Below are 15554 nucleotides of genomic sequence, written 5' to 3' on the forward strand. Positions count from 1 at the left end.
ATTCTGAATTAACCTCTTACATATATACACATCACATCAGGCATGACAGCAGAAGAAATATTGAATGACCCCAGACAGATCAGCGGCGAGCTCAGGCTGAAAATCCTGAACTTGTACCACAAGGCAAATGCCGGACATATCGGTTGTTCTCTGAGCTGCATTGACCTGATGATCGCCGTTCTTTTTACCCAGAAATCACAGGAAGATACTTTTATTTTGTCCAAAGGACATGCCGCAGCTGCATTATATGCCTGCCTCAATGCTTCCGGCGAAATTACCGACGAAGAACTGGATTCATTCTACGCAGACGGAACGACGCTTCCGGCACATCCGGCCCCGCAGCAATACAAAGGCATTCCGTTTGCTACCGGTTCGCTGGGCCACGGCCTGCCGATTTCTGCCGGAATTGCGCATGCGGCAAAAATCAGCGAAGAAGACAGTTATGCGTTCGCGCTTTTGTCTGACGGCGAAACCAATGAAGGAACAACCTGGGAAGCAGCCAATTACGCCATTCAGAACAAGCTGGATAATCTTTTTATGATTATTGATAAAAACGGTCTTCAGGGTTTCGGATTTACAGACCAGGTCATGGGCGAAACGGCATCTGCAGAGAAATGGAACGCGATCGGTTTTGAAACCATTGAACTGGACGGGCATGATATAACAGCCATCAGCAAGACCATCAGCAAATTGAAATCCCACAAAAACGGATTACCCAAAGCCATTATTGCCAATACAGTAAAGGGCAAAGGGGTTTCCTATATGGAAAACAAACTTGAGTGGCACTATTTACCCATGAACAAAGACCAGTATGAACAGGCCACGCTTGAAATAAAGGAACGCTACTTTAATGAATTGACGAATGCTTGACCATTTACCGGTATACCGTGATAAAATTGAACAGTTAAAGGGTCCGGTATTTGTTTTTGGTGCCAGCGGTTTCATCGGCGCCAATCTTTTTAACGACATTTTCAAGATCAGGAAAGATTGTTACGCGCTGACGCATGACGCGACCAAGGCATGGCGGCTGAAACTGCTGAATGTTCCTTTTGAAAACATCATTCACTGCGATATACTTTCCAATAATTCGGTTCAGGAAGTTTTCGACAAGTACAAGCCGCAGACCATTTTTAACCTGGCCGCTTACGGTGCTTACAGCAAGCAGAGCAATGTTAACCTTACTTATGAAACAAATGTTCTGGGAACGGTCAATATTCTGCAGAACTGTACGCGGGAAATGGTTTACATCCATGCCGGCAGCAGTTCGGAATACGGTTTCAACTGTACTTCGCCGAAAGAAACGGATCGTGTGGAACCCAATAGCCATTACGCCGTATCGAAAGTTTCCGCAGCTTATCTGCTGGAATACTACGCGAAAGTTGCTGATCTTAAAACCTTGAATTTAAGATTATACTCCATATACGGCTACTGGGAAGAACCCGACCGGCTCATTCCCAAACTGATTGAGAATGCCCGGAAAAAGCAGCTTCCTTCGCTCGTATCGCCGGACATAAGCCGTGATTTCGTGTTTATTGAAGACTGTGTGGAAGCTTTTCTGGATGCTGCACTGCATATCAGCAGCAGCACGGCCGGAAAATCCTACAACATTGCAACCGGCGTAAAAACCACGATGGGAAATCTCGTGGATACTTCGCGGAAAACGTTCGGTATTACACAGGAACCGCAGTGGGGCAGCATGTCGAACCGGAAATGGGACCTGGCGGAATGGTTTGGCGATCCGGGTGCTTTTGAAAAAGACTTCGGCTGGAAAGCACGTACAACGCTGGAAAGCGGGCTTTTGAAATACAGCAACTGGCAGGAAGCCATAGAATACGAAGAACGTGTCATTCCAGCCTTTGAAAACCCGAAATTAAATCCGGTTATAACCGCCATTATTGCCTGCTACAAGGATGCACAGGCCATTCCGTTTATGTACGACAGACTTGTCAAGACATTCAACGGGCTGAAAGTACGGTATGAAATTATTTTTGTAAACGACAATTCGCCTGATAATCAGGAAGAAGTTATCAATGCCATTTGTGACAAAGACCCGAATGTGGTCGGAATAAGCCATTCACGGAACTTTGGCTCACAGTCTGCTTTTCTGAGCGGAATGGAAATTGCCACGGGTGACTGCGTCGTGCTGATGGACGGCGATTTGCAGGACCCGCCCGAGGTAATCCCGGCTTTTTACGAAAAATGGATGGAAGGGTTTGACGTGGTTTACGGTGTGCGCGTACAGCGTGAAATGAAGCCGCATATCCATTTCTTTTACAAAACCTTCTACAAAATTTTCCAGGGACTCAGCTACATTCCAATCCCGCGCGATGCAGGCGACTTTTCAATGATCGACCGCAAGGTTGTGAAGGAACTCGTCGATCTTCCCGAAACGGAACAGTTTCTGCGCGGACTGCGGGCGTGGGTCGGCTTTAAGCAAACGGGCGTTCCTTACATCAGGCCGGAACGAATGTTTGGCGTTTCTACGAACAACTGGACAAAAAATATCTGGTGGGCAAAAAAAGCCATATTCTCGTTCAGCTTTGCACCGCTGGAACTCATGAGTTACGCCGGTTTTGCACTGACGGGCTTATCTATTCTCGGTATCGTCTGGCAGATTCTGGCCAAACTGTTCTTTTTCCCGGATACGCCGCGAGGCATCAGCACGGTTATTGTGCTGATCGTATTTTTTGGCGGACTGACGATCCTCGGCATTTCATTTCTGGGCGAATACATTACCAAGATATTTGAAGAAACCAAAAAACGTCCGAAATACATCCGTACCCGGATCCGGCGCGGTTCAAAATCGTATAAAACCGCAGACGAAATCAGAACGCTGGTAAAACAGCTCAGAAAATGATAATATGAGAAAAGAATTTTCAAATGCCATGGAACAACTGGCGACGGAAGATGATTCCATCGTTTTTATAACGGGCGACCTGGGCTATAATGCGCTTGAAAACCTGCAGGAAAAGCTGGGCAAACGATTTATCAATGCAGGTGTTGCCGAACAGAATATGGTCGGCGTGGCTGCGGGGTTTGCGCATAAAGGTTACAAAGTGTTCTGTTACAGCATTGCGCCATTTATCGTTTATCGTTGTCTGGAACAATTCCGGAATGATGTATGCTTCAACAATCTGCCCGTTTTTCTGGTTGGAAACGGCGGCGGATACGGATACGGAATCATGGGAAGCAGCCATCATGCGATTGAAGATCTGGCTTGCCTGAGCGGACTGCAGAATGCCAATGTGTGGGTTCCGGCATTTTCGGATGAAGTGGAACCGGTAATCCGGCAGATCAGAAATAACGCACGTCCGGCTTATTTGCGGCTCGGAGCCGGGAAAACGGCACCTGAAAATGCAGTTTTATCCGGATCTTTTAAAATAATACATCAGGGAAATGCCGCTGAAATTACGGTTTTTGCACTTGGCCCGATTGCGAACAATGTCATGACCGCTTTGTCATTGTCAGCGGAGCTGGCATCCAGAGTGAACGTTGTGACAGCTTTGCATTTTCCTCTTCAACTCGGCAGTGAACTCACTGATCTTGTTAGAAAAGCACCTTCCGTTCTGGTAGCGGAGGAACATGTAAGTACGGGCGGACTTGCGCAGCAGCTTTCGGTTCAATTGCTCGAAAACGGCGTTTTTCCGCGCAGTTTCCGTAGCCTGAAAGCGGAAGGTTATCCAAACAGAAAATACGGAAGCCAGACTTATCACCAAAAAATATCCGGCCTAGACGCGGATTCCATCTTATCAGAAATCAGCCAGCTACTCATTCCGGCATGACAAATAAGGCTTTAACCATTATTGTAAGCCTCATTCTTTTGTTACCGTTAGTCATTTATTTTACGGTATGGGATTACTATGCCATCAATATTCCCAAATGGGATGACCACGCACTGAAAACCTTTATCCTGGAATATGCCGGTGCCGAAAACTGGCAGCAAAAATGCAAAGCACTTTTCAGGCAGCATAATGAACACCGCATTGCACTCACACGGTTTATTACCTGGATCGACTTTTCCGTAGCGGGCGGTGTAAATTACAGACATCTTATGCTTGCCGGAAACCTGTTGCTGCTGGGAATCATTCCGCTTTGGCATGACATCCTGAAGAAAAGCAAAAAGCCTCTTTTTGCATTGGTACCGATTCCGTTCCTCTGGCTTACACTCGCTTTCTGGGAAAATATGTACTGGGGAATGGCCGCTATTCAGAATTTCGGCGTGGTGACGCTGGCATTATGGACGTTGTACCTTTGCATCAACCCCAAAATCGTTCCGTTCATTTTCTCGTTTTTTCTGGCAGGCCTTACCATCCTGACGAGCGGAAACGGGCTGTTGGTCCTGCCGGTCGGTGCAGTGCTGCTTTTTCTTACACAAAACCGGAAAAGATTTGCAAGCTGGATGATTGTCAGTGCTGCAATGATTGCCGTTTACTTTTACTCTTATACCAAAACCGAGTCCAATCCGGAGTCCAAGGCTTCTCTTTTCCAGCTTGTAAAGGGCTATATGGCTTTTTTAGGTTCTTTTGCTGAATCCTTTCCGGTACTGAACCATTTTCAGGTCTGCTTTTTTCTGGGCATTGTACTTTTTCTTGTCGCTGTTTCCATCATTTCCGCCACTTTGTTCAGGCTGATCCGGAATAAATACGGCAATAAATTTGAGCGGATTACAGATCTTTTTTGTCTTGGAGCCATTCTTTTTATTCTCGGAACCGCACTGATCGTCGTTTACGGACGTGCGGGTTTTGGCCTGGAAGGACTGATCACCAGCCGGTACAAGATTTACTCCGTGCTGCTGCTCATCGTTGCTTATCTGTATGTGGTCATTCCGATCCGCGGCAGTTTTTTGTCGCCCTATATTACAGCGATCATATTTCTGGCCGTTACTTTTAATGTTTTCAGCTATCATTATCATCTGGTGGATGCCTATAACCTGCGTAAAATGCTGGTTACTGATCAGTTTAACTGGACTTTTGAAGATAAAGAACTGAAATACCCTTCGGACACTTCCTTTGCTTCCCGGATCGTGGCCAAAACGCCTGTTTTCTACGATCAATGGCTTCCGCTGATTTCCATTGCAGACAGACAGCATTATGCCGGCAACTCGCCCGGCATGACAGCACTTTTTGACGAAACCAGTTTCAATGCCGGAAAGAACAGCCTTACGATCAATAACAGCAATTTTACCAGTCAGCGGTTGCAGGACAGCGGCGTGTATATTTTACTAAGTTCCAAAAAACGATATTATGTATTTCCGGCTTACCGCACACGCAACAAGAGCCGGAAAGAGCTGTTTCTGAAGCAGTATTACTTTGCGCCCGGTTTCCATTCGGAAATTCCTTACGCAGGTCTGGAAAAAGGAACTTACCAGATTGCACTTATCAGACAGCAAGGCGAGCAAACCGGAATGCTGTTCAAAGGAAAGAAAATAATCGTTCGGGAAACCCGGGAAAACAAAGTAAAGGTAAACTGGTAACTATGCGCGCCACAGCTCAGGGACATATCATTCAGCTTGACGGGATTCGTTTCATTGCGATTGCACTGGTGCTCATTGATCATTTGTTTGTAGCAGTGAACGTCATTCCGTTCGGAGCACTGGGCGTTACGATTTTCTTTGTTCTGAGCGGTTTTCTGATTTCCCGGATTCTTTTAAAAAGCAAGGAAAAAACCTTCGGAACGCCGGGCGGTTTCAAAAAATACTTACGCAAGTTCCTGATAAGAAGAACGATACGCATTTTCCCGGTTTATTATCTGACCATATTTTTACTTTATATATTCAATGTACCTCCGGTCAGAGACAAGCTTGCATGGCTCGCACTTTACGGAACCAACATTTACATGGCCTTTAACAAGACCTGGATGGGTTCCGTGGATCACTTGTGGTCACTTGCTGTGGAAGAACAAGTTTACTTATTCTTTCCATTTCTTATATTTTTTATACCAAAACGCAAATTGGTGCCGGTTTTGGGCATGATGGGTATACTAAGCCTTGCATTCCGTTTCGTTTACTTCTTTATGAGAAAAGATTTTACAAGCGATGACTGGATTGTGACTTATGTAAGCACGCCCGCTTGCCTCGACTCCTTTGCGCTTGGTGGTTTGATGGCGTGGATGCAGCTCTATAAAAATGACTTTTTTATAAAACTTTTTAACAAATCCTGGCCGGTACTGATCGGCTTGCTGGTCTGGGTGCTGTTGCAGTTCTGGGCTAAAACCTTTGAAAATAAGTCCAATTTTGCCTTTGTCGTGCTGGACCGGACGGTTTCATCCGCATTCGGTTTTTTCCTGATCGGAAGAGCGGTAATGGGTTATAACGGGTTGATGGCTGCATTTCTGGAAAATCCTGTGAGTATTTATCTGGGCAAAATCAGCTATGGCCTTTATCTGTATCACAATTTTGTCTATAACCATTTTCACAGCGGCCCTACGCATCCGACGGTGCGTCTGTTCAATAAAATTTATCAGTATATCCCGGATTTAAGAGGTTCTGTAACCTTTGAAGCACTGGTTGTCATTGCGCTGACAATTGCCGCAGCTTCCATTTCCTGGCATTTTTTTGAAAAACCGATTAACGCAATAAAAGATAAGTATGCCAACTAATTTAAAATTTGCGATAGCCCGGTTACAGCCTTTATTTATTAATTTCGCCAAACATACCAAATAAGATTCTGCATGTCGTACCTGCTAAGTATTGTAATGCCAGCTTACAACGAACAAGATTGTATCGAGAAAGTAGTATATAACTGGACTGATTTTCTGAAAAATAAATTCCCGAACGATAACACAACCCTCATTGTAATCAACGACGGATCAAAGGATAAAACCAAAGAACTTCTGGATCAATTAATCCCGAAGATTTCAAATTTAACCGTTATTCATCAGAAAAACGGCGGGCACGGCAATGCAGTTGTGAACGGCTACCGCAAGGCGCTGGAAGTTGGTTCCGAGTATGTTTTTCAGACGGACAGTGACGACCAGTTTGTTTCCAGTGATTTTGACAAGTTGTGGGAAAAGCGAAATCAGTCACAGTTCATTCTGGGTTACCGGCAAGTACGGCATGATGCGGGTGTGCGCCTGTTCATAACATCTTTTCTGCGCGGGACCATTTCGATGATTTACGGTACTTATATCATGGACAGCAACATTCCGTTCCGGCTGATAAAAGGCACTTTTCTGCAAAAGCTGATGAATCAGTTACCAAATCCGGAACCGTTTGCTCCGAATATATTTTTATCCGTCATGGCCAAGAAATCCGGGCAGCAGCTTTTTGATATTCCGATTACGCACAAGGACCGGGAAACAGGAACCGTTTCTATCGTAAAATGGAACCTCTGGAAAGTTTGTATCCGAAGCTTTAATGAACTGCTGCGGTTCCGGCTTGAACTGAACAGAAAAGTGAAGGCGATCCGTGCTTAAAATTCAGGTTTGTGTCTATTAAAAAAATAGTTGTTTTTCTGCTGGCATTAGGAATCCTTTCAGGAGGATATTTTCTGTACCGATGGTCGCGTGGTTCTTCGGCTGCATGGAAATTCATTCCTTCCAATGCCGTTGTCGTTATTACAAGCGAGCATCTTCAGGATTCGTCCTATACCGCAACAGAGGCTGGCGTAGATCTGAAAAGACTTCCGTTTCTGGATATAGCCAGCGATAATCTTTCGCTTTTAAACCTGCTCGCACCGGATCGTAAACAACTTTCCGATTTTCTGAAAGAGAAAGTACTCTCCTATTCCTATCATCCCAGAACGAGCACGGAATGGGGTGTAATCATGTACATTCCCGTTAAGAATGACGAAGAAGCCAAATGGCTGGGAAGTCCGCAGCGGCCGGGAATCCGAGCTTTGCACCATACTTTTCAGAATCAGCGGATTACGGATATTATTGACAGCAACTCGCGGCCATTATTTTCTTATCTTGTCAAAGACAACTTTCTGATTGTCAGCTATTATGGTGATCTGATTGAAGATGTTGTGCGCGCGTCATCTCTGAACCTGGAATCATTCCGGCTGAAATCGGAATTTTCACAAATTCATGATTCGGATTACGGAACAAGTCTGTATCTGAACAGTGAAGCCTGGAACTCCGTAATTTCTTCCGAGCATTCAGACGGCGTTTTGAAAGAATTTTCAAGAAACTTCGGCCGTTATCAGGATTTTCACATTGAAAAAAGCAAGGAAAAAGGGCCGCTTGCGCTTAAATCCACAGGAACGGATTCTCCGGATTATTATCTTGCCGGCATCACCAACGGGATTCCAGGTGCGCCGTTTGCAGGTCACAGGCATATTTCACAGCAAACCTCATTTCTGTACAGAACAGCCGTCGTAGATAAGGAGGCTTTTCAGAAAAATTTCCTGAAATGGCATAAAAGCTACAAATCCGAAGCCTGGAACAAGCTTAATTATTACATTTCCGGAGAAAGCAATCTGCTGATCGAAAATCTCGGATCAGAGTTGATTCTTTGTCAGCTGGAAGAAAACAACAGCATCAGTGACGGGAAAATCCTGCTTGCGGAATTCTCCAATTATGAAAAACTGAGGCCGGTCCTGCAAAAACTGGCAAAGCTGGCCACGCAGGAATCCAGTGTTTCGGCAGACCAATATCAGGGTTACGACATTTATTCCGTACCGCTGCCCGAATTGCCTGCGGGACTGTACGGGCCTATGTTCAAGGGATTTCCGAGGAGTTATATTACTTATATTGCACCTTATCTGGTCATCAGCAACAATTCACAGGTTCTGCAAAACTACATTGTAGACTATGAAAACCAGATTACATGGAAACAGTCGCCGGAATATGACAGTGTGTTGACAACTTCAAAAAATGAAGCCCAGCTTTCCCTGATCGTTAACCTGCGCAAGGCGCAGACAAGAGCCGGAAAACAGGCTGCAAAAAACTATAATGATCTTACTTCCAAAATTGAATCCGTTGTTTTTCAGTGCCATTTTGATGGAAACAAAGCGTATCCCGAGATAACACTTTATCCGAAAAAAAGACAGACAGCCAGTAAAGTGCTGAACCGTACTTTTCTAAATATCAATATAGAATGGCCGGTAATTTATGATACGGAACTTGCCGCGCTTCAGAACCCGGTTGACGGCAGTTCAGAAATACTGCTTACGGATCAGAATAACAACTTACTGAGAAGCAGTAATTTATACGAAGGCAAAACGAAAGCGGTCGCCAGACTCAATGGACCGATCGTTACTGCTGCTTACAAGCTGGATTTTCTCAACATCGGCAGGCAGCAAAGGATATTTGCCACAAAAAGAAGCATTTACGTACTGGATGAAGACGATTCCACAAGGATTTCGACCTTTACCGGAACCTTGCCTTCTGCTCAGCCCATCACCGCGCTGTATTCCATTGACGGCGGCAACGAAGGAAGTAACCGTTTGATTATCAAGAATGAAGCAGAAGAATTGTTTTTGTGGGAAAATGTCATGAAGCCGGTCAAAAGGCTGAACCGTTCCATTCAGTTTGAAAGCATACAAAGTCCGGTTGTAGCATTGAACCAAATTGGAAACAGAGGTTTTATTGTCACGCAGAAAAACGGAAAAATCTACTTGCTGAAAGAAAACGGCACTGTACGGCCCGGCTTCCCGACTGACATTCTTACACGGACTGAAAGTGCATTCACTTGGGCACAAAATTCGGAAAGCGGTCAGCCTGAACTAGTTGGCGTAAGTGTTTCCGGCGAACTGATCCGGATCGGGCTTGACGGCAATATTACATCGCGAAAGCAGCTTTTACGCCCTGAACCCGGTTCCAGGTTCCGTACGCTTTTTGACAGAAACTCGTTGGACTGGATTCTTGTCCGTTCGCTCAATTCCAAAACAGCCATCATCACCAAAGACGGCAATGAACTGTTCGAGATCAAAGACATTCTGCCGAATTCAATCATCCAGTATCATTTCTTTGGCGTTGACAACCGTTTTATCAGCATCAAATCGGGAAATTACACGACGGTTTTTGATATGACAGGCAAAAGACTGGGTGACAAAGCCATTCCGTCGGAAATGCCGGTTCAGCTTACTTATCAGCCGGGTTACTATAAATTGCTTATATTCAGCAGATCAGAAGAAAAAGTACAGGTTTGGTCGGTTAAGCTGCGATAGTGTTTTATATGAAATTTCTTAAATACGCATTTCTTTTCCTTGGAAGTCTGATCTGGGCTGTCGGATTAAGCCCGGGGCTATTGTCGGAAGCCGGGAAGCTGAATCTGATCAAAGACAGTTACCGGTTTGGCGACCTTTACCGTTTGTCCAACCTGGCTCAGTTCAAAGATCCAAGAACCGAATGCGCCGCTTACAAAACGCCTGCAAAAGCCGCTTCACAGAAAATCCATTTATACATCATCGGTGACAGCTTTACGGAAAAACAACGCATAGGCAAAAAGGACTTTGCAGTGGATGCCTACACGTATGTACACTGGAATGAATTTCTGCATCTGAAAACAGATCCTTCCGAAACCAATATTCTGCTGCTGGAATCGGTGGAAAGGCATTTCAGGGAAAAGATGAAGGATACAATCCGGAACCTGATTCCGGATGAGACAACATTTGTGTCCGAAGGCACTCCGCCACGTTTCATGAACCGGCTTGACAATGCTTTCAGATCCAGATCAACAGAAGACCGGCTGGACGAACTGCTGTTCCAGAATGACCTCATCCTGACGTTAAAGGAATGGAAATCTGCTTTTAATTACCGTTTTTTCAGCCGTGTGAACAAAGGCGTTACGCTCGTGAACAATGACGAAAACATTGTTTATTACATGGATACGGATACGCCCAACATAACTTCTTCTTTTTCCAGAATAAATGAAACGGAAATTGACAGCATTGTACAGAATATCAATGGCTCGCAGGATTTTGCCAGAAATCTGGGTTTTGACCACGTTATACTGTCCGTTATTCCAAACAAGGTTTCTGTTTTAACAACTGAATCCGCAGAATACAACAACCTGATCAATAGAGTTTATGCACATCCTGAACTGAAAGTACCGTTTATAGATGTTCTCACGGATTTTCGGAAAATGGGCAGCAGCGCTTATCTGAAAGGTGATTCGCACTGGACATGTGAAGGTCAGTACCTTTGGCTTGACAAGGTCAATGCATTTATAAAAAATATTGAAAAACCCGGAAATTCCTAGTTTGCTTCTTCGGTCACTTCGCTCATTTTGGCCGTCAGTTTGCCAACCGTAAGCCCCTGAACAATAATGGAAAAGAGCACTACAAAGTACGTAATGGCCAGAAGCAGGTCTTTGTTAAGGTCCTGATCTATCGACAAGGCAAGTGCAATGGAAACGCCGCCCCGCAAACCGCCCCAAACAAGAATGGTGATGGACTTTTTACCAAAACGCGTACGGAACGGAATGATCCTGACCGGAATGTAAATGGAAATAAACCTTGCAAAAAGCACAACCGCAATCGCCGCTATTCCAATAAAACCATACTGCTTCAAATCGGGAATCAGCAGCAGTTCGAAACCGATGATGAGAAACAGAATGGCATTCAGGATTTCATCGATCAGCTCCCAGAACTTGTCAATGTAATCCCGCTCCATTTCAGAAACGCCGCCAAGATTTTTTCCATAGTTGCCTACAACCAGTCCGGCTGCGACCATCGCCAGCGGGCCCGACATATGCATGGCCTGCGCTGCAAGATGCCCGCCCATAACAATAGCAAGCGTAATCAGAACGTGAACATTGTAGCCGTCCACCCGGTAAATCATCTGCGAACCAATAAATCCAAGCACAAGCCCGAGGACAATTCCGCCGAGCGCCTCTTTGACAAGCAGTGAAGTAATGCCTCCGAACGAAGTATTTACCTCCTCGCCTCTCGCCAGTGCAAGCATCAGAATGAACACTACAACGGCCATACCGTCATTGAACAGGGATTCTCCGGCAATTTTGGTTTCCAGTGATTTCGGAACGCCGGCCTGTTTCAGGATTCCCAAAACTGCAATGGGATCAGTCGGTGATATTAAAGCACCGAAAACCAGACACTGGATCATTGGAATCTGCATTCCGGCAAAATTCAGTAAATTGTACATCAGAAATCCGATCACAAAAGTGGAAATGACCACGCTGACCGTAGAAAATATAATAACGGGCGCACGCTGTTCCCTTAAATCTTCCAGGTGAATGTGAATGGCGCCTGCGAAAAGCAGAAAATTAAGCATGGCTCCCATCAGGATTTCGGTGAGATCGACACTGGCGATCAGGGAAGAAATCCGGAAAAATATCCTTGGGAAAATGCTGTCAGTTGCTATTAATCCAACGGAAACAATCAGTGCGATCACCATTACGCCGATGGATGCAGGCAGTTTCAGGAACCGTGCATTGAGGTAAGCAAAGATGGCGGAAAGGACGATTAATGCCGAAAAAGAATAATATAATTCCATAAAAATATTTTTAGACCAGCCAAAAATAAGAAACTCAGATTTAAAATGGCCCTTTGAACAGGCTGATTCGCAAACTCTAATGGTATTCTAATGACCTGAACAGCTGTCAAATTTTCAAAAAAAGCATCCTTCGGGATGAAACCGGACATTAAACCGGGAGATTTCCTACATTTAGAAAATGATCGTTTTACTGTTTCTCTCATTAACCAATACGCATCTGAAATGACAAAAATCCCCATGGCATTCAGAAAACTGCATGCACGGTTCTTGACCGGCACTGCGCTTGTATTTTGCTTTTCACTTGCATTGCATGCACAAAACGGCTTGTTAAAACCCGGGTTTGACAAAGTCGAATATGAAGAGCTGTTGCGTATGCACGTGCTGCTTTACGATCCGCTCATGACAGATTCCGCAAAAACGCCTGTTCCGAAGCCTGCCGTTTTCAAGTCCGTTTACAAATCGCCCGTTATGGGACTGGACAATCGCTGGGAACTCTGGAAAAGTGACGGTCAGGTGGCGGCCATCAATATCCGCGGTACCACCAAAAATCCGGTTGGCTGGCTGGAAAATTTCTATGCAGCCATGGTTCCAGCACGCGGCGAACTTAAACTTTCTTCCTCTTTTTCGTTTCCTTATCACCTTGCAGACCATCCGAAAGCGGCGGTACATATCGGCTGGCTTATCGGAACCGCTTATCTGGCGAAAGACATTCTTCCAAAAATCGATTCGTGTTACAAAGCCGGAATAAAAGATTTTCTGGTAATGGGGCATAGTCAGGGCGGCGCCATTTCTTACCTGATGACTTCGTATTTATATCATCTTCAGAAACAGAACCAGCTTCCGAAAGACATTCGTTTTAAAACTTACAGCAGTGCTAGCCCAAAAGCCGGCAACACGTATTATGCTTACGAGTACGAAGCCATGGTTGCCAACGGATGGGCAACGAACGTTGTAAATGCCGCAGACTGGGTTACGGAAGTGCCGTTTTCCGTGCAGACGCTGGATGATTTCAATGAAACCAATCCTTTCAAAAACATCGACGGCGTAATAAAAAAGCAGAAGTTCTTTGCGCGAATTGCATTACGGCATGCTTACCGGAAAATGAAAAAGCCGAGTGAAAAGGCAAGAAGCAACTACGAAAAATATCTGGGCAACTACGCTTCCAAAATGGTCAGAAAAACGTTGCCGGAGTTTGAACCTCCTGTTTACTTCAAAAGCAGCAATTATGTTCGCATCGGGCCGACGATCGTATTAATGCCGGATCAGGCTTATTACAATATATATCCCGATTCCAAAGACAAGATATTTATACATCATCTTCCCGAACCGTATTTATATTTGCTGAAAAAGTACAATGCCGGTCCGGCTGAAACGGGCACGTCAAGATAATTTTATATCATGCTCATTCTGAATCCATTTGTCCGTATAGTTTTTGTTATTTTCAGCTTTCTGTTTTCTTTCTCTGTTCATGCGCAGTATGAAACAAGATTTGAAAAATCGGGCGGCACGCAAACTCCTGAGTACGAAGAAGGAATTGCTTTTTACAAGCTGCTGGCAAAAAATTTCCCGCAGGTCCGGATTACCGAAGAAGGACTGACCGACAGCGGCAAACCGCTGCATCTCGTTTTATATTCCAGCAATAAGAACTTTGATATAAAAAAACTGAAAGCGGAGGGAAAAGCCATTCTGTTTGTCAACAACGCCATTCATCCCGGCGAACCCGACGGCGTGGATGCTTCCATGATGCTTTTGAGGGATATCTTGTTGAATCCGGAAAAATTTCCTGAAACGGAGCATGTTGTGCTTGCTTTTATTCCATTTTACAACATCGGCGGAACGCTGAACCGCAACAACACGACTCGTACCAATCAGAACGGTCCGGAAGAATACGGTTTCAGGGGAAATGCCCGGAATTTTGATCTTAACCGCGATTTTATAAAAAATGACACTAAAAATGCACGGAGTTTTGCAGCCATTTTTCATAAACTTGATCCTGATCTTTTTGCCGATACACACGTCAGCAACGGTGCGGATTATCAGTATGTAATGACACTCGATTATGCACAGAAAGACAAGCTGGGCGGAAAACTCGGTGAATTCAACAATGCGGTTTTTCTTCCTTACATGTACAAACACCTTAAAAACGCCGGTTACGAAGCAACGCCGTACGTCAATGCATGGGGCCAGACGCCCGACAAAGGTTTTGTGCAGTTTCCCGACTGGCCGCGTTATTCAACCGGCTATGCAGCTCTGTTTCATACGATTGGCGTCATGACGGAAACGCATATGCTTAAACCTTATGATCAGCGCGTGAAAGCAACTTATGCATATCTGCATGGAAATGTTCTGTTTCTGGCCAAATACCGTAAAGAACTGCTGCAATTGCGTAAAGAGACCAAAGAATCCGTGAAAGTTCAGGAAAAGTTTGCGGTCACGTGGCAGGTTAACAAAGAGAAAAATACACAGATCGAGTTCAAAGGCTATGAACCTGAATACATTACAAGTAAAGTAAGCGGTCAGGAGCGACTGTACTACAACCGTTCAAAACCGTTTACCAAAAGCATTCCTTTTTACGATACGTACGTGCCGCAGGATGAAGTTAAAAAGCCGGCAGCTTACCTGATTCCGCAAGGCTGGCACAACATCATTGAACTGCTGAAACTGAACGGTGTGGAAATGAAACAGCTGGAAAAAGATGCTGAAATGGAAGTGGAAACGTATTTTATTGAAAATTACGAATCACCCAAACAGCCGTTTGAAGGACATTACTGGCATACGGGCGTAAATCTCAGGACCGAAAAAACGAAAGTCAGTTTCAGAAAAGGCGATTGGTATATTCCTGTAAATCAATGGACAAACCGCTACATCATCGAAACGCTGGAACCCAAAGCGGTTGATTCTTTTTTCAAATGGAATTTCTTTGACACCATTCTTCAGGCCAAGGAACATTATTCCGCCTATGTATTTGAAGACCTTGCAGCCGAACTTCTGGAAAAATCGCCTGAACTGAAAAAGCAGCTGGAAGAAAAAAGAAAATCCGAGCCGGAATTTGCAAAAAGCGCCAATGCCCAGCTCGAATTTATCTATGACCATTCACCTTACCGCGAAAAAGAATATTTGCGCTACCCGGTTTACAGGCTGATGAAATGACGTTCTAT

11 protein-coding genes are annotated in these 15554 nt (G+C 44.8%); 10 read left to right on the plus strand and 1 reads right to left on the minus strand.

The genetic code is table 11. The features are described from left to right. Window positions 1-42: 42 nt before the first annotated feature. From FEM33_RS18470 to FEM33_RS18505, 8 genes are all read left to right on the plus strand, one after another. Window positions 43-870: a transketolase gene (locus FEM33_RS18470; protein ID WP_139013444.1), complete on the plus strand. Its 828-nt coding sequence runs from the start codon at window positions 43-45 to the stop codon at window positions 868-870. Then, entirely contained in the window at window positions 863-2857 is a 1995-nt protein-coding gene (locus FEM33_RS18475) for an NAD-dependent epimerase/dehydratase family protein (protein ID WP_139013445.1), read from the plus strand. The genes FEM33_RS18470 and FEM33_RS18475 overlap by 8 nt, the downstream gene beginning before the upstream one ends. A 4-nt stretch (window positions 2858-2861) precedes the next feature. After that, complete coding sequence (locus tag FEM33_RS18480) at window positions 2862-3782, plus strand: transketolase family protein (RefSeq protein ID WP_139013446.1); 921 nt, start codon at window positions 2862-2864, stop codon at window positions 3780-3782. After that, window positions 3779-5473, plus strand: coding sequence for a hypothetical protein (locus FEM33_RS18485; RefSeq protein WP_139013447.1), 1695 nt, complete (start codon window positions 3779-3781; stop codon window positions 5471-5473). The genes FEM33_RS18480 and FEM33_RS18485 overlap by 4 nt, the downstream gene beginning before the upstream one ends. 2 nt (window positions 5474-5475) lie before the next feature. Continuing rightward, a complete protein-coding gene (locus FEM33_RS18490; RefSeq protein WP_139013448.1) occupies window positions 5476-6597 on the plus strand; it encodes an acyltransferase family protein in 1122 nt (373 codons plus the stop codon). Window positions 6598-6669: 72 nt separating this feature from the next. Beyond that, window positions 6670-7413 carry a glycosyltransferase family 2 protein gene (locus FEM33_RS18495; protein WP_139013449.1) on the plus strand — a complete coding sequence of 248 codons (744 nt, stop codon included), beginning with the start codon at window positions 6670-6672 and terminating at the stop codon, window positions 7411-7413. An 11-nt stretch (window positions 7414-7424) separates the two neighbouring features. After that, entirely contained in the window at window positions 7425-10109 is a 2685-nt protein-coding gene (locus FEM33_RS18500) for a DUF3352 domain-containing protein (RefSeq protein WP_139013450.1), read from the plus strand. An 8-nt stretch (window positions 10110-10117) separates the two neighbouring features. Next, entirely contained in the window at window positions 10118-11143 is a 1026-nt protein-coding gene (locus FEM33_RS18505; RefSeq protein ID WP_139013451.1) for a hypothetical protein, read from the plus strand. Here the strand turns inward: FEM33_RS18505 and FEM33_RS18510 are convergent. Then, window positions 11140-12396: a cation:proton antiporter gene (locus FEM33_RS18510; RefSeq protein WP_139013452.1), complete on the minus strand. Its 1257-nt coding sequence runs from the start codon at window positions 12394-12396 to the stop codon at window positions 11140-11142. The two genes, FEM33_RS18505 and FEM33_RS18510, sit on opposite strands and share 4 nt — an antisense overlap. Before the next feature lie 222 nt (window positions 12397-12618). On the opposite strand from FEM33_RS18510, the gene FEM33_RS18515 reads away from it, so the two are divergent. Both FEM33_RS18515 and FEM33_RS18520 read left to right on the plus strand, forming a co-directional pair. Further along, window positions 12619-13785, plus strand: a complete 1167-nt coding sequence (locus tag FEM33_RS18515) for a lipase family protein (protein WP_139013453.1) — start codon at window positions 12619-12621, stop codon at window positions 13783-13785. A 9-nt stretch (window positions 13786-13794) separates the two neighbouring features. Continuing rightward, window positions 13795-15546 (plus strand): M14 family metallopeptidase, encoded by a 1752-nt coding sequence (locus FEM33_RS18520; RefSeq protein ID WP_139013454.1) that lies wholly within the window; start codon window positions 13795-13797, stop codon window positions 15544-15546. Window positions 15547-15554 lie beyond the last annotated feature (8 nt).

Origin of the sequence: Dyadobacter flavalbus, assembly GCF_006149045.1 — a bacterium.
Taxonomy (GTDB): domain Bacteria; phylum Bacteroidota; class Bacteroidia; order Cytophagales; family Spirosomataceae; genus Dyadobacter; species Dyadobacter flavalbus.